Origin of the sequence: Ferroplasma sp., from assembly GCF_037442045.1 — an archaeon.
Taxonomy (GTDB): Archaea; Thermoplasmatota; Thermoplasmata; order Thermoplasmatales; family Thermoplasmataceae; genus Ferroplasma.
This window is the reverse complement of record NZ_JBBIRC010000014.1, coordinates 1-20,261: the sequence shown is the minus strand read 5'-3', so window position 1 is coordinate 20,261 and position 20,261 is coordinate 1. Positions and strand designations below refer to the sequence as shown.

At 30.7% G+C, this 20,261-nt stretch carries 20 protein-coding genes and 1 pseudogene; 8 read left to right on the top strand and 13 right to left on the bottom strand.

Annotation, left to right across the window (positions count from 1 at the left end):
- Positions 1-91: 91 nt before the first annotated feature.
- From WKI77_RS03215 to WKI77_RS03205, 3 genes and pseudogenes are all read right to left on the bottom strand, one after another.
- Positions 92-568: pseudogene (locus WKI77_RS03215) on the bottom strand (AAA family ATPase).
- Positions 569-870: 302 nt separating this feature from the next.
- Positions 871-2,109, bottom strand: coding sequence for an MFS transporter (locus tag WKI77_RS03210; protein WP_337860391.1), 1,239 nt, complete (start codon positions 2,107-2,109; stop codon positions 871-873).
- Positions 2,110-2,146: 37 nt separating this feature from the next.
- Complete coding sequence (locus WKI77_RS03205; RefSeq protein WP_337860390.1) at positions 2,147-3,331, bottom strand: MFS transporter; 1,185 nt, start codon at positions 3,329-3,331, stop codon at positions 2,147-2,149.
- Between the two features lie 136 nt (positions 3,332-3,467).
- On the opposite strand from WKI77_RS03205, the gene WKI77_RS03200 reads away from it, so the two are divergent.
- On the top strand, positions 3,468-4,172 hold the full coding sequence (locus WKI77_RS03200) for a DUF929 domain-containing protein (protein WP_337860389.1): 705 nt from the start codon (positions 3,468-3,470) through the stop codon (positions 4,170-4,172).
- A 71-nt stretch (positions 4,173-4,243) separates the two neighbouring features.
- Here the strand turns inward: WKI77_RS03200 and WKI77_RS03195 are convergent, their stop codons facing one another.
- Complete coding sequence (locus tag WKI77_RS03195; RefSeq protein WP_337860388.1) at positions 4,244-4,777, bottom strand: hypothetical protein; 534 nt, start codon at positions 4,775-4,777, stop codon at positions 4,244-4,246.
- Positions 4,778-5,025: 248 nt separating this feature from the next.
- Here WKI77_RS03195 and WKI77_RS03190 point away from each other — a divergent pair, with 248 nt between their 5' ends.
- A complete protein-coding gene (locus tag WKI77_RS03190; protein WP_337860387.1) occupies positions 5,026-5,598 on the top strand; it encodes a TQO small subunit DoxD in 573 nt (190 codons plus the stop codon).
- 5 nt (positions 5,599-5,603) lie between these two features.
- A complete protein-coding gene (locus WKI77_RS03185) occupies positions 5,604-6,182 on the top strand; it encodes a TQO small subunit DoxA domain-containing protein (RefSeq protein WP_337860386.1) in 579 nt (192 codons plus the stop codon).
- 406 nt (positions 6,183-6,588) lie between these two features.
- Here WKI77_RS03185 and WKI77_RS03180 read toward each other — a convergent pair whose 3' ends face one another.
- Positions 6,589-7,089, bottom strand: a complete 501-nt coding sequence (locus tag WKI77_RS03180; RefSeq protein ID WP_337860385.1) for a hypothetical protein — start codon at positions 7,087-7,089, stop codon at positions 6,589-6,591.
- Between the two features lie 388 nt (positions 7,090-7,477).
- Entirely contained in the window at positions 7,478-8,251 is a 774-nt protein-coding gene (locus WKI77_RS03175) for a DNA adenine methylase (protein ID WP_337860384.1), read from the bottom strand.
- A 102-nt stretch (positions 8,252-8,353) separates the two neighbouring features.
- On the opposite strand from WKI77_RS03175, the gene WKI77_RS03170 reads away from it, so the two are divergent.
- Positions 8,354-9,994, top strand: coding sequence for an acyl-CoA dehydrogenase family protein (locus tag WKI77_RS03170; protein WP_337860383.1), 1,641 nt, complete (start codon positions 8,354-8,356; stop codon positions 9,992-9,994).
- Positions 9,995-10,002: 8 nt separating this feature from the next.
- Positions 10,003-11,508 (top strand): AMP-binding protein, encoded by a 1,506-nt coding sequence (locus tag WKI77_RS03165; RefSeq protein ID WP_337860382.1) that lies wholly within the window; start codon positions 10,003-10,005, stop codon positions 11,506-11,508.
- Positions 11,509-11,510: 2 nt separating this feature from the next.
- On the opposite strand, the gene WKI77_RS03160 is transcribed toward WKI77_RS03165, so the two are convergent.
- Entirely contained in the window at positions 11,511-12,659 is a 1,149-nt protein-coding gene (locus WKI77_RS03160; RefSeq protein WP_337860381.1) for an MFS transporter, read from the bottom strand.
- Between the two features lie 111 nt (positions 12,660-12,770).
- Between WKI77_RS03160 and WKI77_RS03155 the strand changes: the two genes are divergently transcribed.
- The gene (locus WKI77_RS03155) at positions 12,771-13,715 is read left to right on the top strand and encodes an MBL fold metallo-hydrolase (RefSeq protein WP_337860380.1); all 945 of its coding nucleotides are present in this window, start codon (positions 12,771-12,773) and stop codon (positions 13,713-13,715) included.
- A gap of 108 nt (positions 13,716-13,823) precedes the next feature.
- The gene (locus WKI77_RS03150) at positions 13,824-14,192 is read left to right on the top strand and encodes a hypothetical protein (protein WP_337860379.1); all 369 of its coding nucleotides are present in this window, start codon (positions 13,824-13,826) and stop codon (positions 14,190-14,192) included.
- A 529-nt stretch (positions 14,193-14,721) separates the two neighbouring features.
- On the opposite strand, the gene WKI77_RS03145 is transcribed toward WKI77_RS03150, so the two are convergent.
- From WKI77_RS03145 to WKI77_RS03125, 5 genes are all read right to left on the bottom strand, one after another.
- On the bottom strand, positions 14,722-15,315 hold the full coding sequence (locus tag WKI77_RS03145; RefSeq protein ID WP_337860378.1) for a hypothetical protein: 594 nt from the start codon (positions 15,313-15,315) through the stop codon (positions 14,722-14,724).
- 91 nt (positions 15,316-15,406) lie between these two features.
- The gene (locus WKI77_RS03140; RefSeq protein WP_337860377.1) at positions 15,407-16,276 is read right to left on the bottom strand and encodes an ABC transporter ATP-binding protein; all 870 of its coding nucleotides are present in this window, start codon (positions 16,274-16,276) and stop codon (positions 15,407-15,409) included.
- On the bottom strand, positions 16,273-17,097 hold the full coding sequence (locus WKI77_RS03135) for a hypothetical protein (RefSeq protein WP_337860376.1): 825 nt from the start codon (positions 17,095-17,097) through the stop codon (positions 16,273-16,275). Before WKI77_RS03135 ends, WKI77_RS03140 begins: the two co-directional genes overlap by 4 nt.
- 76 nt (positions 17,098-17,173) lie before the next feature.
- A complete protein-coding gene (locus tag WKI77_RS03130; protein ID WP_337860375.1) occupies positions 17,174-17,662 on the bottom strand; it encodes a hypothetical protein in 489 nt (162 codons plus the stop codon).
- An 855-nt stretch (positions 17,663-18,517) separates the two neighbouring features.
- Positions 18,518-18,895 (bottom strand): DUF302 domain-containing protein, encoded by a 378-nt coding sequence (locus WKI77_RS03125; RefSeq protein WP_337860374.1) that lies wholly within the window; start codon positions 18,893-18,895, stop codon positions 18,518-18,520.
- A 103-nt stretch (positions 18,896-18,998) separates the two neighbouring features.
- Here WKI77_RS03125 and sdx point away from each other — a divergent pair, with 103 nt between their 5' ends.
- Entirely contained in the window at positions 18,999-19,334 is a 336-nt protein-coding gene (gene sdx, locus WKI77_RS03120; RefSeq protein ID WP_337860373.1) for a sulredoxin, read from the top strand.
- A gap of 1 nt (position 19,335) precedes the next feature.
- On the opposite strand, the gene WKI77_RS03115 is transcribed toward sdx, so the two are convergent.
- Entirely contained in the window at positions 19,336-20,085 is a 750-nt protein-coding gene (locus WKI77_RS03115; RefSeq protein WP_337860372.1) for an enoyl-CoA hydratase/isomerase family protein, read from the bottom strand.
- Between the last annotated feature and the right edge of the window lie 176 nt (positions 20,086-20,261).

Sequence of the window (20,261 nt, the reverse complement as noted above, 5' to 3'; positions counted from 1 at the left end):
TATCACGTTCTATGATATCGTTGTTTAAATCTATTAAATAATCCTTTCCAATTTTTAGGGCAAGAGGGAAGCCACCAATATCTATATATTTTTACATAAGACTAATTAGTTTTGCCTTTTCGACTGTTGTATAAATAGAGTTTTCATTGATATCAAATTTGTAATACAAAAGAAATTCTTTGAAACTGAAAGGTAAAAGTTCATAATTTACATATCTTCCTGTCATGTATGTAAACAGCCCAGTTCCAGTAAAACCTGCATTGCTTCCAGTAATTATAATTCTTTTTTCATCAATTAATCTTGATATAAATTTTTCCCATCCCTGTATTTGTTAAGTCTCATAAAATAGAATTATATCTACCTCTCCTTCAAGGGAATATATAGCTTCAATTACCTCATTTAGATTGTTTGATTATATATTTAATCTTTCATCGTTAAAATTAACATATTCAAAGTGATAATTTTTGAGAATTTGAAAAGAAAAAGTTGATTTGCCACATCTTCTGGGTCCTGTTATTATACCTGTGACGCCAGATGTTACTGAATTTATTTCAAATGGCAATTCCATTTTTATTGTATTATCATCAGATACAAATTCTATCATAGCTTTTTCTGGTCTAATAAAAATTCCTTTAAATCAATAATATTTGTTATAAAATATGATTTTTAAATATTATTTAATATTTACCTTTACAGCAGGTAATTATATCGAACAGTTTACCTGTACTATAAGAACATATATAGTTAAAGTATCATTATTAACAAAAATAATTATACAGATTTCATAATATTTTTATTTATTCTTATTACAGGACAAACTGAGTGGGAGTAATATGGCTTTTCCATTATCTTTCAACAAATTAAATTCACTCATAATTTTAATTTGAAAATTGTTTTGCGGTTTATAACTTTAAACAGTATAATTATAAAACCAACCAAATAAAATATTGAAGAAATTTCAAACAATCTTGAATATGCTAGTGGGCCAAGGTTTTTAAAAATAAATAGAATAAAGCCATATAACAACGGCGAGAATGCAGAACCAATTTCTGTGGAAACAAGAAATATGGATAAATATTTTCCAACACGGCCATGTGGAACTATAAAGCTCATATAAGAATTTGTAATTACAAAATAATTACCATAAGATATGCCTATTATAGAACCAAGAACTAAAAATATGTAAAAATTATGTATAAAAGAAATTAATAAAATACTTATGCCACTGGTTAAAGGGAAAATTAACAATAATATTTCCTTATTAATCCTATCTGCTAGTATGCCAATTGCGACTGCAGATAATGCAGAAATTAATAATATAGAGACCCCAGCAATTGCTACATAAATTGCAGTATTTTTTAAATTTAAATCATATTCAAAATAATAATATTCGAAAAATATTAATCCAGAGCTCCCTATCGTTATAAATAAATTGGCAATGTACATCCATTTAAATTTTTTAGACGCATTTAGATTTTTAATAAATTTAAATAATTTACTGCTAATAAGTTCGGATTTGCTGATATAATCATCTTTTTGTATTGTAAAAAAATTTGTAAGGGCAGTTATTAAAATTGTTATTAGAATAATAATAATTGCATAAAATAATAAATGCATTCCCATAAGCAATCCTGAAATTCCAAAACCAAAGGCAGAACCAAGCAATGTAAAAAATCCACTTATGCCGGACGAGGTGCTTCTCTGGTTAGATGGTATAACATCCCGAATTAATGGCTGGTATGCACCATATGCTATATTAGAGCCTATTTCAATCATAATATACATCAAAAATACTGAAAGTATTGATTTGTTAATTATAACAAAGGCCAGAAGGGAAATAATTACTATGCCGGAACCGAGCAATATTAATGGCCTTCTTCTGCCGATTCTTGTATTCAATAAATCTGAAATTGTTCCGGAAAAGAAATTAAATGATATACCAATCATTATGCCGGTAAATGCAATCATTCCCAGATATATAGATTGTAATTTTTCTGGCATTAATAATTCTATTTCAAATGGAAGAAATAATGATTCAAACGATGTCCATAAATAATTATTGCCAAGATAAATCGAATTCATTCCAAATATATATTTGAATGACTTCATTGAATACTTTGTCACATATCTTTAATTATTAATATACTTATAAATTATCCCTCGATACTTTCAAAAACAATATGAAGCCAATAAAAAAGAATACGCCGGCTGTGTAAAAAACATATTTAAAGCCGATGGAATAAGAAACTGAGAAATATAAAATCATACCATAGATCAGCGGAGATATTGATGAAGCGCCTCCAGTAGCCATATTATAATAGCCCATAAATTTGCCTGCTTCGCTTAATGGTGACATATCACTGGCAAGAGCATCGGAAACACTCATAAAAATGCCATATGAGATGCCTATTGCCGAACCAAGTATGAGGAAATAATAAAATTTTTCGAATTCCGGTATTAATATCATCGCTATTCCGCCAATAATTGTTACAATTAAGAGAATTTTTGTTCTTCCTATTTTATCAGATAAAATTCCAAAAATTACAGATGCAATGGATGAAGTCGTTAAAACAATTATGCCTGCAACTGAAACATAATATGCGGGATTTGCCTCATCAAGTATATACTTAAAGAAATATAATTCAAAAAACGAAAGGCCAATAACCCCAGAAAATACCATAAAACTTCCAATTACAACATAAATATAATTCTTCATCCCATGTTTTAGATTAAACATATCCAGGAATAATTTTCTTAAATTCGGTTTTTTTTGCTTAATTATTACATCTGATTTTTTTATTGTACTGGCAGTCAATGATGCTGTAATTATTACAACTATTGCTATCAAGATTAAAACATAAATTCGATATCTCGTATCTATTAGAAACCCGGTAATGCCATATCCCATTGCTGAACCCATTAACCTGAATATGCCTCCGATACCGGTGGCCTTTCCTCTCTGGTTTTTATTTAAAATATCAACATATAATGGCTGATATGCTCCTTCAGCTGTATTGGAAGTGGCCTGAATCATGATATATCCAAGCAATATGCCAGCAAGAGATATAGTTAATAATTGATTCACATAAATGGCAAGTACTATCAAGACTGCCCCTGTCAGAATATATGGCCCACGACGTCCCCATCCAAAGTTATATTTATCGCTTAAGGTTCCGAATACTAATCCAGTAAAAACACCGATTGCTGTTCCAAAAAAGGCTATTATTCCTAAAAATAAGGAACTTTTATTATATGATAACAATTCTATAGGCAATATATAAGACTCATAGGATATCCAGAGATAATTGGTGCCAAGATGTATTGCGTTCATTTTTAATAAATATGCATTATTTTTATGGAACATATATATTATCTTCAATATCTCATGCCTATTTAAAATATTATAAATCATCGGCGAAATACGATTCAAAAATAAATTTAATATATAATATTAATATCAAAAATAAATGAAAAAGAAATTTCTCAATATAATTGTAATAATATTTTCCATTATTCTGGCATTTATAATCATTTCACCTTTTATTTTATCGCCCTTTGAAGAACCAGCCAACAGATTTTTCAAAGTTGATTATAAGTCCAGTAAAGAAAAAGTCATAGTTATAAGCTGGGCAGGATGCCCCATTGGAGCATCTTTATCATGGCCTTTGTATTTTACACTGGAAAAATATGGAAATGTTACTTATTATAACTGGCATTCAGACCCTAAAGATTCGTTTGCTAGTACGCCAGGATTAATCTTTAAAAACTATACCTCCTCTAGATTAAGTGCAAATTTTATTTATCTCTATAATGAAACATTAACCGGTAATTTTAAGAATCAATCTATTACTGGAAATTTAGTTAACTATGGCTTGAGTGAATTAAAAGAACTATTATCGCCACAGCTTTATAATATTGCAAAAAAGTATACGACACAGGAATGGATTTCAGGTGGCTATTTCCAGACAAGTGCTGATTCAGTAAGCCCACACCACATTAATACAATAATTATAATTACTGGGAGCAATGGAACTTATTTATTGAACGGGCAGTTATATAGTCCTGCTAAAATAGCAAGTTATAGTGATAATCAATTATTAAATAATGGAATGAATATAAGTTATATTCAGAATGCCTGTAAACAAATAAATAACGCTGTACAGAAAGCATGAAATCATGCAAGTAATCCAAGCCTGATAATTTTTATAGTTAATGTTAAAAATATTATTAATTATAATAAATTCTATTTTTTTCTGTTTAATATTGGTTTTATATTCATTTTCTTTTTTTCTTTCATTATTGCTCCAACAATTGTTACAATAACTCCTCCTATGAATATAAGTATTCCAAACTCAAAGGCATAATCTGCGTATATTAAATTAGTATGCTCCGTTGGAGTTTCAAGAGAATAACCCGTATCCGGAGTACTGTTTGAAAATATTACAAATCTATATTCTCCCGTTTTTAAATTTGTATATTCAAGAGCTCCAGAAATAGTTTTTGACGGGCTGATACTATAATTATGCAAAGCTGAAGAGTTTGTAACATTACTACAATTATCAAGTGCTACAATGCCAGACAGATTGCCTGGACTGGCTACTACAAGAATATCTCCGGCGCAGTAAATAATGGTGTGAGTTCTATATTCTTTATCAGCTTGAACAGTTACTATTGATGTATTGACAGGTGCTTTGTCTATTGTTGTAAAGCCTGCAAGACCAAGTGCTATTCCCAACATGAGAAGGATTACACCTACAGTAACTATTTTTTTATTCATTAATTCTAGATAAATAACTGTTATTTAAATTTGAAGTGAAAATATTAAGATTATTATTCTAATATACAGAAAGAGAATAATTTAGCAATATAAGTTATATTATTAAAATGTTTTACTCTATATTTTTCATAAAATGAATGAAAATATATGTTATAGTGAAAAATAGACAAAAAAAATCAGTAAATAGTAAATATTTTCAGAAAAATAACAATATTTATATATTAAATTAGAATTCTTCATGGAAAACTATGTTGAATGCAAATACTACAGAAGCAAACCTTAAAGGTTTAGAAGGTCAAACTAAGATTATGACCCCAACTCTATACACATGGTTTCTTAGATTTGCTGTTGGATGGGATTATCTTGACGGAGGTTTAAGAAAAGCAGTACTTGCACCAGATAAACTTGCTGTGGGAACACCTACATTTGTTTTAAACAAACTTGTATCGTTTTTGCCACATGCCGGTTTTTTCAAGGGCTTTTTACTGTTCGCCCTAGAAAATCCCAACTTTGCAGCACCATTTATAACATTCTTTTCTTTTGTGGAATTAACTGCCGGCGTAATGCTGGTTGTTGGTTTCTTAACAAGATTGGCTGCTTTTGGTGGTGCAATGATGGCAATAGGATTCCAGCCTGCGTTTTGGTTGGGCGCTACGTGTGAGGATGAATGGCAGATAGGCATACTATTATTTGCAGGGTCAGTGACTCTTATGATAATAGGTGCTGGAAGAGCAATGGGACTTGACTATTTCCTGTACAAGAAATTTGGTGACAGGGGAATATCAAAATTACCTTTGCTCAGGTGGATAAAACTCTGGTGACATAAATGAAGGCTGTAAAAAAAGACAAAAAAGACGACTATCTTGAGAAACATCACTTCACAAAATATTATCAAACATCTACAGGAAAAATACTGTCAGTATTTCTGATATTTGCTGTGATTGTTGTTACCTTTGTACTTCTAACAGGGCAAATTGCATATGCAAATGTTTATGGACCCTTATTCAACGACTCAAAAGTTCCTAAAGTTGAATTTCAGGGTTCACCATATGCAATGAATGCTACTAATGGTTCATCTATACTGGTCATGAATGTAACAGATCTCGATGGGCCAAATCAGGCAATGATAACAGAAATTGAGTTAACAAACAGCAGTGGTACAATAATACTGGTTTCACAGAATATATCAACGGATGTATTCAGTATTGTAGATGCAGTGTATCATTATCATACCGATGTGAAAGTTTCCCCATATAACGGAATATACATACCTCTTGGAGATGAAGCAACAATACATATGGATTTAACATCAAGTTTACATATGGAATTGCATGGAAAATACACGGTAACGCTTGTTGTACCATCACAGAAAGCTCCATTTGCAACAGCAGATGTAACATTCTAAAATAATTTATAATATTTTTACTAAACTATTTTTATTTTTATAAAATTTAACTTTATGTAAATTCGAATTTTTTATATTTTGTTGCCATGATTTCATAATAATCCTGTGAAATGAATTAATGATTCACGAAAATAATGAATAATACAAAATCGACTTGATACACTATGTTGAATAGGAAAGTAAAAGTTTTATAAATCAAAAATTTAGTAATATCAATTAAAAATATCCTGTCTATACTTTTCCATATTTCCCAATGCTTTGAATTCACCGGAATTCTCATACGGATACGATACACAATTTGTATTATCATTGATTACCATTTGGAATTGACCCGGGAAGAATTCTTTAAAATTCTTCTATTTCTTATTTCATAATATTTTTTATATTTGTCGTGGATTTCACTGGATTAATTGTCCATGATAAACTCGATAGCTTTGTTATTGGCTGATACTATGGCCTCATTTGCTTTAAATTCGTATGAAGCATATTTGTCAGCATTTACTTCAAGGCTATAATTAAATGAAAATAAATTTAAAAGAAATAGAAACATAATAACTGGAAATTCAATAATTGAAAATAAATGAGAATATTCAAATTTCGAAAAACCATAAAGTATAAAATATGAGAGTGTGATTATTTCCAGATCAAAAATAATAACAAGGAACAGGAAAAGAAGGTAGAGATAAAATTTATAAAATCTTCTTTGCTTATAATGAAAAAGCATATGCCAGATTACTGCATTTCGTTCCTCCAAACTAAGTTTTTTATTGTATTCTTCATTAATAAATATAAAAGGCCTGGCTTTTATAACCAAAAATGCAGGATATTTTATATTTTTATCAAACAATTTATAGGTATTTACATTGGAATCGTTTCTAAAATCGGATAATTTTAGATTTTCTATCATAATTTTTGAGCCTTTATAATTTGAACAGTACAAGAATTTAATATATAACACAATAACTAAAGGAAGCAAAATAAAGGATGATAAATAAAAAGAGTTAATGGTGATCTTTGGAGGGGATGCAAAATAAGCAAGAAGATATTCCAGAACAAGAATGACAAATACCAAAATTAGTATTAAATACTTATTTCTATAGAAGGATATGTCCACAAAATCTTACATATAAGTATTATGAATAAATATTATATGAATTTTTTTTCATTGTTTTAATCCGGTTCTATCAACTAAAAATATATATTAACATTCAAAAAGTGTTCACCATTATCACAATTTTTAAATTTTTAGAAAATAACTGATTATCAGATTTATTTCTTCCTCCCATAAAGTTTGTTTATAGTTTTATGCTTTTATTAGTATAGAATGAAAACTTCTTAGAGTTTTTTTCTCCAGGCCTCCCATTTTCATTTGCATATTCCTTTACAAAGGAAGGTTTTCCAAATACTTTGACGGGCAAATTGTCCATTGAATTGAAATTTATTAAATATGTACCGTGAATTTTGTTTATTGTATCATTCAGATCGGTGAAATCATTTTCAAGAAAGTTGTGTACATACCAGTTTTTTCCAGGATATGGCGGATCCAGATAAAAAAATGTGTTTTGGTCATCATATTTATCTATTATTTCCCGAAAATCCATATTTTCTATTTTCATTTTCCTTATTTTTGGTTCTGCTATCAGTAGATTTGCTACATTTTTGCGGTAAGTTCCATATAGCGATTTATCTTTTTTCCCGTAAGTTTCACCCATTCCACCAAAGCCCGCATTAAAATTAAAGAAAGTTGCAAATGCCCGTTCAACATCAGGATTGCCTATGTCAATTACTATACGGCCATCATAATAATCAAAAAACATTTTTCTATCTTTTGCAAGTGCATCTGCTGCTTTATAAAGTGGTGAAAAATTATTCTTCAGCACGGAAAATAATGTATAGAGGTCTCTATTAAGGTCATTATATACAGTGTTTACTGCCCTTATATTTAGAATTACAGACCCTGATCCGGCAAACACATCCACAAAAGTAGACGAGGCAGAAAGATCGTATATTCTCTGAATTTCGTCGATGATTATAGTTTTTGATCCTGGATATTTCATTATTTTAAGCATATATTGTTTATTGATATTATTATAAACTATTTAATGAAAATGGCATAAATTTAATATTTTTCCGGTAACATAAATTTAAATATGGACTATACTTATATTGATATGGATGATACATACTCCTATATATCAAATATATATGGAAAAAACCATTACAATATAGATAAGCCTTTTCAGGAAATTTTGGAATTCTATCTTGGGAAACGCCTTGATTTAAGTTCACTAGGCGAATATGCAGGAAAAGAGTTATATGAAGCCACAGATTATATAGATAAAATATCTCCTCCAGCCCAGAGAATGTGGGGAATAAACGGTGAAAGAATAGATAATGTTCTTATAAATCCTCTTGAAAAAAACGTACTTGAAACACTTATACATAAATATGGCATTAGCAGGCCATATTTTCATGGTAAAAATATTATGGAACATTATGCCATGGGATATCTGATAGCTGATCCTGGAATATATTGCATACTGACATTAACGCACCAGACTGCTTATGCAATACATAAATATGCACCTGAGGAGCTTAAAAATTACGTACCGGGATTAATTGGTGATACAAATGACACCTTACTGGGTGCGACATGGTTTACAGAAATTCAGGGAGGAAGTGATCTTGGTGCAAATCAAACAATAGCAGAATCGGGAAGAAATGCGTGGTATCTAACTGGCGATAAATACTTTGCAAGCAATGCAGGGCTTGCAGATGTTTCACTGACTTCTGCATTTCATGGGGATAATTATGGTGCCAAAGGTCTTTCATTATTCCTGCTACCAAGAAAAAACAGCGCTGGAAAACTGAATTATAATCTCAGGCGGCTAAAAGAAAAGAGTGCAACAAAGAGTGTACCTTCAGGCGAAGTAGAATTGGACAGTTCCGAAGCTTATATGATCGGTGATGCTGGAAAAGCAATTTATTATATAACTGAAGATTTAATGGTTTCTCGCCTTGATAATGCAGCGGCAGCCTGTGGAATAGCCCGCAAGGCATACCTTGAAGCATATTATTATTCCATGAAAAGAAAAACTTTTGGGAATACTCTCATCGAACATCCCGGAATAAAGAAAGATTTGCTTGATATGGAAGTGCTTCTGGAAGGTTCTATAGCACTTACATTTAAGTCTATTCAATTGTTTAACAATTCCATACACTCAAAGCCACCATATGATGATGAATACAATTATACAAGATTAATGACACATATTGTAAAAAATATAACAGCTGATTCATCTGCAAAAATTACACAGATGGCCACAGAGTTGCATGGAGGCATAGGATTTTTATCAGAATTTCCGGTGGAACGGTGGCACAGGGAAGCACTTATAACACCAATATGGGAAGGTGCCAGCAATATTCAAGCCCTTGATATGCTTGAAGCGATAATGAGAAAAAAGGCGCATATCCAATTGCTTTCAGATTTTAAAGAACTCGTTTCAGAAATAAAGGAAGAAAAAAATACTGCAGAATCATGTTATAAACTTCTAAAAGACGGCATAGAAAAATTACTTATTATGGACACTGAAGAAGCTCAGTTCCATGCAAAATATATTATGGAAACAATGGGGCATTCTATGGCTGCACTGCTTTTAATGCAAATAGGGAATAAAACAGGGAATATTGATTTTAAAAAAGCAGGAAAATTGTATGCTGAAAGATATGTGAAAAGAGAAGATTACGATAATAGTGCTGATGCTGATAGCCTCATACATATTGACAGAGAGCAGAGGGCTATAAAAAATTAGGCGATAATATGGGAAATGGCTTTACAATAATTGATATTTTAAGAAGGGCGTCCAGTATTTTTCCAGAAAATAAAGTAATATATGGAAAAAATTATATTACATACAGAAAACTTTTCCAGGAAGTATCCAGAATTGCAACATCCATGAATAAAATGGGCATTTCAAATGGAACGGTTATTGCAGTTGCCGATTATAACTCCAAAGAATTTATGGAGCTATTATTTGCTTCCAGCATGACAGGTTCTGTTATTTACCCGGTTAATATAAAACTTCCATGGAATATGGCAATGGAAACTGTTAAAGAATCTGGTTCTGAATATGTATTTGCTTCTGAGGAGTTTTTGAATGCAGGCATGGGAAAGAGTTTTGAAGCAGATCATGTTATATCCATATCAAATAATGATAATTATATCAAATTCAAAGATTTATTAAACAGTGATATTCACAGGGAAGAAAGAACAGGTGGAAATGATAATTATTCAATATTATTCACATCAGGAACTACAGGAAAACCAAAAGAGGTACTTTATACCAATGAGAAAGCTGTTAATGGGGGCTTAAGCATCCTCTATCAACTTGGATTATTCAAAACACCTGCATCCTTAAATTATAGGGATAAAATTCTTTCACTTATTCCATTTTACCATATTTGGTCGTGGGGTTCTGCATTTCATGCCGCTTACCTGGGAACAGATTATATAATGACAGGAAAATACAATGCGGAAAAGGTTTTAAATGAAATAAAGAAAAATAAAGTAACCTGGATCAATGCGGTTCCAACTATGGTTTACGATCTCATTGCGCATGATAAAGAGAATATTCTCTCTGGAATTAAGATGCTCATTGGCGGTTCTCCAATTAACTCCGGCCTGGCAAAAGCACTTAATGCCAGGAATATTAAATTTTCAACAATTTACGGAGGAACAGATATGCTTGCCACTTCAATTTCACTTGGAAAAGCAGGAGATGAAACATTGAGGTCGGTAACTTATCCAGTTCCAATGGTAGATGCTACTGTAAGAGACGGCGAAGGAAAAATAGTTGATAATGGGAATATCGGTGAATTATGGGTTAAAGCTCCATGGCTGCCTGGAAAATATCTGAATCACTCTGATGGAAATGAATATGAGAATGGCTGGTTTAAAACAGGCGATGTTGCTTCTATGGCATCGGACGGCGGAATAAAAATACTGGACCGGGTAAAGGACGTTATAAAAAGCGGCGGGGAATGGATACCCACATCTATTATAGAATCGATAATTTCTGAATACCCGGGAATAGAAATTGCAGCAGCAACTGGAATTGAGGATGAGAAATGGGGAGAGAAACCCGTGGCATGGCTCAAAGTTACTGAAACCATAAACATTCAGGATTTAAGGGAATTTATGGAATTAAAAGCTTCTAAAGGGCATATAAATAAATGGTGGATTCCGGTTGAATTTATTATTATAGAGGAAATGCCTCTGACCAGTACTGGGAAAATAGATAAAGCAGCACTGAGAAAAATAAAATAATTTTAAATTTTTAGCCTTATTAAGGGAAATATAAGTACAATTATAGAAATTAAACCTATTATAATAAATGCAGCTTTAAAATTTCCATAAATAGAAAATAATAATCCAATTAGCAACGGTGATATTGTCCCACCAACCTGTGAACTGAAATTCAAAATGCTGCTTGATGATGCAAGATTTCTGTCACTTCCGCTAAAATCTGAAGCCATGCCCATGGAAGGCCCGGCATAGAGGCCATAAAGCATTCCTGTCATAAAAGACATGATGAATATTGCAGTAACATATACATAATTCATTGACATTATCATTAGTGCAAGAATAATAACCGGCAAAATGGACACAAGGGATTTTCCATTTTTCAATTTTCTCGAGACCATTCCACCAATTGGGGATGTTATAATTCCACCTGCAGCAGGGATCCATGCATATAAATACGCATCAGGATATGGAACCAGATGATCAAATACAATAAATGTTGTAAAAAGTGTAACGAATCCGATATATATAAAACCTGCAGAGAACCTTATCATAGCAACGTAGGCTATTTTTTTATTTATCTTCCCATGTTTTTCGATTTTATTATGTTCCGGTTCCTTTAAGAATATGTAATTTAAAACTGCAACAGTTATAAGTATTGCAATGATTAAAATAAATGTAAACTGAAAACCAATGGACAATGTTCTGAGGATTAAATATTCGCCAAGCGATGCCCCAATAAAGAATCCTGTCTGGTATATCCCTACAAATGTTGATCTCAGCGTTGTGGGTAGCCATTTTTGCACTACTGATGTATCGGAAACATACACAGCTGCAGAAAAAGATCCCAAAATAAATTGAATTATAAATATTGCATAATATGAATTTTTAAAAAAATAAAATAATGAAAACGATAAAGCCATTAAAACAAAAGAAATTTTTGCCATTCTGGCTACGCCAATGCGATCGGATATAACCCCGGCAGGAATCTGGAAAAGTGTATAGGCAAACCAGTAGGCAGTTATTAAAAGCGATCCAAGCTCCACTGTAATATTTAATGATGACACCAGTAAAGGAATGAGAACAGGGATAAAGAATCTAAGAGTAGAATTCATTGAAAATGAAGCAATAGATATTTCAACAATGTGTGAATAATTCTTACTGCCGCTTTTCATTTAGCTTTCACCTTACTTCGTAATTTATATAAACTAGTTAATATTTTAGCAATAAATTTGTTATTTATGCCTTATAGTAATTGTTAATTAAGCATCATTATATCTAGAGAAATGAACTCTGTGAAAAAACTCACAGTACCCATAGAAATCAGGGCATTAAAAACTGCAAATATATACCATGTATCAGGTGATTATAATTACATTGTTGATACTGGAATGTCTGAAAATGCTTATAATGAAATAAAAAATTCTATTGACCTTTCAAAAATTGATATGTGCATAATTACACATCTGCATATAGACCACATTGGTGGGGCACTTTACCTGAACAGATATAACAATATCCCGGCATATATATCAAAAAGTGATTATGACAGCATTAAATATATGACAGACAATTTAAGCGAATATTCCATAGAATTTAAAAATTTAATGTTATCAAATGGTGTTCCAGAAGAACTGTACTCCAGAATAACTGAAGGCAATATGGCCATAAAATTCATTGATTATTATGCTTCACTGGATTTAAATATACTGAAAAATATTGAAATGAAAGATACAGAAATAATAGATGTTCCTGGGCATTCTCCAGGTTCTATTGCAATTTATTTAAAAGATATTAGAGCTATGATGACAGGAGACCATGTTCTGGGCAATATAACTCCAAACATCAGCATTTACATGAATAATGTTGATTATCTGGGAATGTATATTGAAAGCCTGAAAAAAATAAGAAATTATCAGGTAGATATTGCTTATCCTGGACACAGGGACAACTTCACAAACTTTTCTGAGAGAATTGATCAAATAATAGAACATCATAATAGAAGAATGGACAGTTTATCCGCTAACTTAAAAGACTGGAAAAATGCATTTTCGGTTGCTTCCTCTATTGAATGGAGCAGAGGGAGAAAACTTGAAAATATGAATTACATGGAAAAGAATTTTGCAATAGTGGAAACTATTGCACATCTTATTCATATGGAAAGAACAGGAAGAATAGAATCAAAAAATGCAGGTGAAACTGTTTTATATCATGCTGTTAATCGTCAATGATGTTGCATAAAATAGCAATAATTGAGTGAAACCAATTCTTGTATTTTATATTCATATTTATGAATTTATTGCAATAAAAACCTTTTTATTGTTTAAAAATATAACACTATGATAAAAATGGTAGATATACTTGCAGTTGCAAAAATGGATAATGAAAATAGAAAAGTCACGATGCAAAAATTATTTGGCGATATGCTAAAAGAAGATGACGAAAAAAAAGTCGAAATGATGAAGAGTTTAATTACAGAAATGAACAAGGCAGATGATGAAACATATACCGGCCTTTGCACAACAAACCTTGGAATTGCCTCAGAAATGGATGACAGGGCATTGAAAGCATTTGTTGGGTTGCGTATGAAGGCAAATTCCGAACTACCAGAGGATATGAAAAAAAGGGATATGAATATGATTATGGCTGCAATGGGAAAAGTTCCGGAATCAGTCTCTCAAAGAATGTCAAAATTTATGGGGCAATAATTGAATTTTTAATATTATTTTGATAATTATTTATTGTTTATAGTTTATGGATAATACCACAGAATAATACCATTCAATTTATTTCATGCATATTAACATTGGAATTACGATCATACTCTATATTTGTATCTGGTATCTGGTATTTTTTGTATTTTTCTATCTGTTAAAGTTTCTCGTATGTTATTTTTCTAAATAGTCTTCTTTAAGTTTTTTTGTGTGGATAATATTATATAATATTTTGGGAGGCAGTATTATTCCACTTTCATCTATATTTGTTTCGAATATAGAATATTCCAATCTCTATAGAACTATATATTATATTTAAATACCGGATAATTTATGGTTATTGCTTTTTATAGGCCAAATAAATCTCTGATAATTTGATTGGCTTATACCACAATTATGCTGGCAAGTTATTTGCAATAATATTATAACCTTTCATTGAATTCACAATTTTTGATCAAAACTCAGAGATTTTTATAAAATTAGTAATTTTTAATTTAATCCAAAAAATGGTATTTATTATGGTTTAAGCGTATTTATAAAACAGTTCCCATTTAACAAATTTAATAACAATGAATGAAACAATTACAAATATTGCATATAAAATGGGCATGACGATTATGTCAAATATTGAAATATGCGTAATAGGCATATTCAATATATTTTTGTAATAAATAAAAAATGGAAATAATGTGACAAAAGCTTTAACGTTTAATATAAACCCAAATGTGTATATCAAAATACCAAAATAAAAAAGAATGCTTATCATTTCTGGTATAACATTTATCCTTAAAGCTATAATAGCAATAGAAAAGATCGCTCTGGATGATAAGATTATAAACAGAGATAAAAGGATAAAGAGCCAGAAATAGCTTGCTTTTAAATTCCCGAAAACGAGAATAATTATAAAAGTTCCAATAAATACACTAATTAAATCAAAGATTAAATATAAAATAAATTTAGATCCGATATAATTAACAGGTGATATTGGGTAAGAAACGAACGTTTTAATTAAACCTTTGCTTTGTTCACCTTTTATTGTTTCAATCATAGTTATGCTCATTATTAGTCCCAGCCCAACAAATAGAAAAATTGTTAAATCAACTGTTTTCTGATCCAAATTTGCATGAATGGAGTTTACAAATAAGGATAAAATTAAATAAATAAGTATTATTGAAATGCTGTGCATATAAAAGTTATTATTTTTAAAATCAATCTTCATCAATTGCCTTAATAACATCACTTAATATCTCCTCCTTTTCACTTACTGTTTTTATATAATTTATACTATATTGGAATCCGGACAATTTGAAAAACAGCTTTTTTATATCTTTTCTTTCATTTAAATTTACAATTACAAATTCATTTTCGTTGTTTATATTAAAATCCTTGGCTAAAAATACTTTTAACTCTTTTAAGTTATCTGAATGTAACATAACTTTAAAGATATTAATTTTTTTACGTTCTATTTTGCTTATTTTATTATTTTTAATAATAAATATATTATCGGCTATGTCAACCAGTTCCTGTAAATCATGCGAGGATATTAAAAAGGAAACTCCCCTTTTTTTCATTTCCATTATAATATCTTTCATGGCGTTTATTGATGCAGGGTCAACGTTAGAAAAAGGCTCATCGGCAAAAACAATTTTAGGATTGTGTATAATAGCTACAGCAAATGCAAGCCTTTTTAAATAACCAGCAGAAAGTGTTCTTATTTTTTTATTTTTCACAGATTCTAATCTTAGAACATCTATCATACTGTCATCTGGTTTCTTTCCGTACAACTGGCTTATAATATTTATGTAATCAGTAACACTGACATTTTCTGGAAAAACTGGTTTGTCCATTACAAGCCCAATTTCATTTTTTTCAATATCTGGTTTCTTGCCATTTATATACAAATCTCCTGTATAATATTTTTTGAGCCCGGTGCACATTTCTATAAAGGTAGTTTTCCCATAACCGTTAGGGCCAACAAATCCATTTATGCCATTATTTATTTTTACATTTACATTATTAAAAATAAAATTTTTATCGTATTTTTTTGATAGGTTAACGCATTCTATAATATTATTCATTTGCTTCTCCTCCTGCGTTTAGCATAACTGTATATTCCAAATATTGCAATAACTGGTGCAATAAAAACGATGAATGTTAAAACGAAGACGACTATATACGTTAACGCAACATAATCCCAGTCTATTGGAAATATTATATAATTGGTTTTATGGAGAGTTAAACTCATATGAATCGGTTGAGTTCCGTTATATAGAATAAGACTGAGAATGGAATCAATTAGAGGATTAACGCCTTGGAAATGATAAAGCATGCTTGTGTCAGCTTCGTATTCATATATTCCCGGGTAGGTTTCATTTCCAAAAAAACATACAAGTTTTCCTGCATGATATTTGAAAATTCCCTGTGGATTTGTGATCAGTTGAAGTGTAAAGTTGCCTTTTGTTTCGTTTACATATGCATCTCCAATGTATTTATTTTTTGAATCGTCTATATGTGTTATTATTTTATTTGTATAAAAAAATGGCAAATACACTATGGAATTATTATAATAAAAATGACCGTGTGATTCATTAAATTCCACTGATTTAACAATTGTTTTGTTAATTTCCGTATTGTTAATCAGAATGTCCTGATACATTAAAGAAGTATTCATAAAGACATGATTATGTATTGATGATACATTTAAATATCCCGACGTATGGCACCAGCCCGGTGCTTTATTTATTGAATAATTCATATAATGTCCAGATTCATAGGGCTTTTGTTTAGTTGTAAAAATACTATATACTTCTCCATTATGCATTGTAAATGACCCGGAAAATCCTAACAATATAATAGCTACTATTATTACCGTCAGTAAGACTTTAATTTTTTTCTTCATTACACTTCACCAGTTTTATAATATTAGAATTAAAATAATATACAATATATTTTCTATAAATTTTAAATTATATTTTTTAACAGTAGCAGCCTGAACCATATGAAGTGCTATAGCCTCCCCATGAATTTGGTGATACGGTTATTTTGCAATAATAGGATTGCGTGGCGTGTATGTACCATATCCCCCAATGGTATTGAAAATCTCCGTATGCAATGTGATTTGAATCATCAGTTGTCCAGCCTGTCTTAGAATCTGTCCACGATATTATATCCCAGTTCGCCTTCTTAACTGTTATAGCAGGTTTATATTCGTGAACCAAACTCCCTGTTGAGCAAGAATATAACCATGTTGCCTCGGTACATGTTTGTATAACTGTTGCACCAAAAATATCCTTACCACACTGACCTGCATAACCAACTGCAGTAGCTGTTCCTGAATTAGCAGGCATTAAAACCTGATTTCCAGATAGTGTGTTGTTCGCCATCCCTCCATAGCCAGCAAATCCTAGCAGGATAAAAAGCCCTGCCACAGCAATACTTAGCAATATTTTATTGCGTTCATTCATATATATATATATATATATAGTGATATAATATATAAATATCTTTATCGAATATATTCTATAATATACTGTTTAATTAAGTGTAAATATTTCAGTTTAATATTCTAAGCAATTAGTATTTATAATACTCAATATGGCTTTTGCATGATTACTTCTTTGAAATATTATCTAATCTTTACCATCCTTTAAATTTATTTCATTTCTCGCGCTTTAACTTTCTTTTCTATATTATAATGTTTATATAGGAACTCAATTCGGGATAAGATAAAGAATTATTTTAATGCTAATAATATATTTTTTATTTTTTTAAAATTGACGGCATTGTTTCTAAAAATAATTTTGCCACTGCTACTATTGATTTCTGCTTTCTCAAATTTTCATTATGCTTGGATATTTATATTGAAATTTTCCTGATAATTTTATCAATGTATACACTGCTTTCACTATAAATATTTTCTAATAACCTCAAAAATTTGGATTTTAATATCCACGAGGTAAATTGAAAATACCATGTTTTCAATCATTTCTTAAACACTATGGCGAAAATTTTTAAAAAATGTTATTAAAAATTATCTATAAAAGACCTTAAAAAAGGAAAACATTCAGATTGCAAAAATATTAAAGTGATGATCTTATTATGTATTGTCTTATTAATAAGTATATACGATTTATGAATATATATGACGACGTAAGACCAAAAACAACCAGGCCTTTAATGGGCTCCGGATATAGCATATTGCGAGTCACATTGCAATGACCATCCGATCAGGGGCCAGGCTTCGAATTCCCCGTGGGTCAGGAAATTATGAAACGTGATTAATATCCGTTAAACCGGGGAAAAGTCTTTAATTAAACATATTAAATTATATTGTTCACAATAAGCCTATAAAGCAAATTTAATTTTTCAATTGCGTTCCTGGCTTCTTTTATTCCATAGAGATTTACCAGCTCTTCAGGATCCTTGTATAAAATGTAGGTATCATCACCTATTGAATATATTAAAAGCTTTGATGGCAGTTCAATACCGATTTCAGGATTTTCTTTCATAAGCAAGGTGCCGACAGCAGGAGAACCAAAAAAGATTACGGTCTCATTTTCCATGATTAATCCGATTTCTTCAGCGTTTTTTTGATGGTTGACAACACTGAATACTTTTATTGCTTTTAATTTTAAAAATTCCAGGGTAAGGCTTACGGTTTTATCAAAACTATGGGCACTTTTATTTTTAATAAACATACAATATTATTCATAATGTCTATAAGAAAGTTTCCAGTGTTTCATGCTGGGATTTTTTAAACAATTTCCATAAATTATAAATTTAATACAGATATACAATATTATGACATGGAGGAAAATACTTGGAATAAAAGCACTGGAAAATTCAGGAAACCATGTATCAATTAATCTTGATAATGGAGAAACTGTTTTTATAACAAAGCAAAATGGAAAATTATATGGGATTAATGGAATATGCTCTCACCTTAAATGTGTCCTTGGAAATGTAGTTGATGATGGGAAAAGAGTGAGATGCCCATGCCATAATGCAGAATTTGAACTTGAAACAGGCAAAATGGTTGAGCCACCATTTATAGCTCCCCAAATACCTATGGAAAAATATACACTTAAGACATATAATCTTAAAGAAGAAGGAAATTTTATTGAAATTGAAGAATAAATTATTTTATTTTTCTATCAATAAAATTGTTTATTCTGTCCTTTGTTTCTTTTTCTGAAAATAAAATTCCAAAAAGTGCAGCCTCATAATCAAGATTTTTAACAATATCATTATTTGCACTATTATTTACAGCGCGTTTGGCCAGAGTTACTGCTTTTTCTGGCATGGAGTTTATTAGTTCCGCAGTTTCTATTGCTTTACCAACGGCATTATCTGCAAGTATATCTACAAGTCCAAATTCATATGCAGTTTTCGCACTTATCTTTTCTCCTGTAAGTATCATATAGAGTGCCCTATTTCTTCCAGTAATTGATGGAAGTATTACATTCCCACCGGCGCCTGCATTTATTCCAAGAGCAATTTCAGGCTGGCCAAGAACAGCACTCCTGCTGCATATTCTAATATCGGTTGAAAGTGAAATTTCAAGGCCACCGCCGAGCACATAGCCATTTAAAAAAGAGATTACAGGGCGTGGGTATTCTCTAAAATATAATGCAAGTTTGTTTAATTTTCTATGAAATTCATATGCTTCTTCTGGAGCTATATTGGAGAATTGGAATACATCAGCACCTGCAGAAAAGTTGTCTTTCCCGCCAACTATAACTGATTTACAATGATTTTCCATATCATTAAGGGCTTGCAAAATTTCATCTACCATCTGAACCGTTAAAGTATTTAATTTATCTTCCCTCTTAAAATAGATAAAACCAGTACCATTTTTCTCTTCTATTTCCAAAGTTTCAAAATTCATGAGTATATATAATCGTATTTTTATTAAATATTTGCAAGAGTTAAAAATATATTTATACTAAATAGACATGTCTAATAAGACATATATGGAGAACTTACAACAAAGTGATGTTATCAGAATAGTTGCACTTATGGCATTTTCAGGAACACTCATTATATATGTTGAAACCATGATTG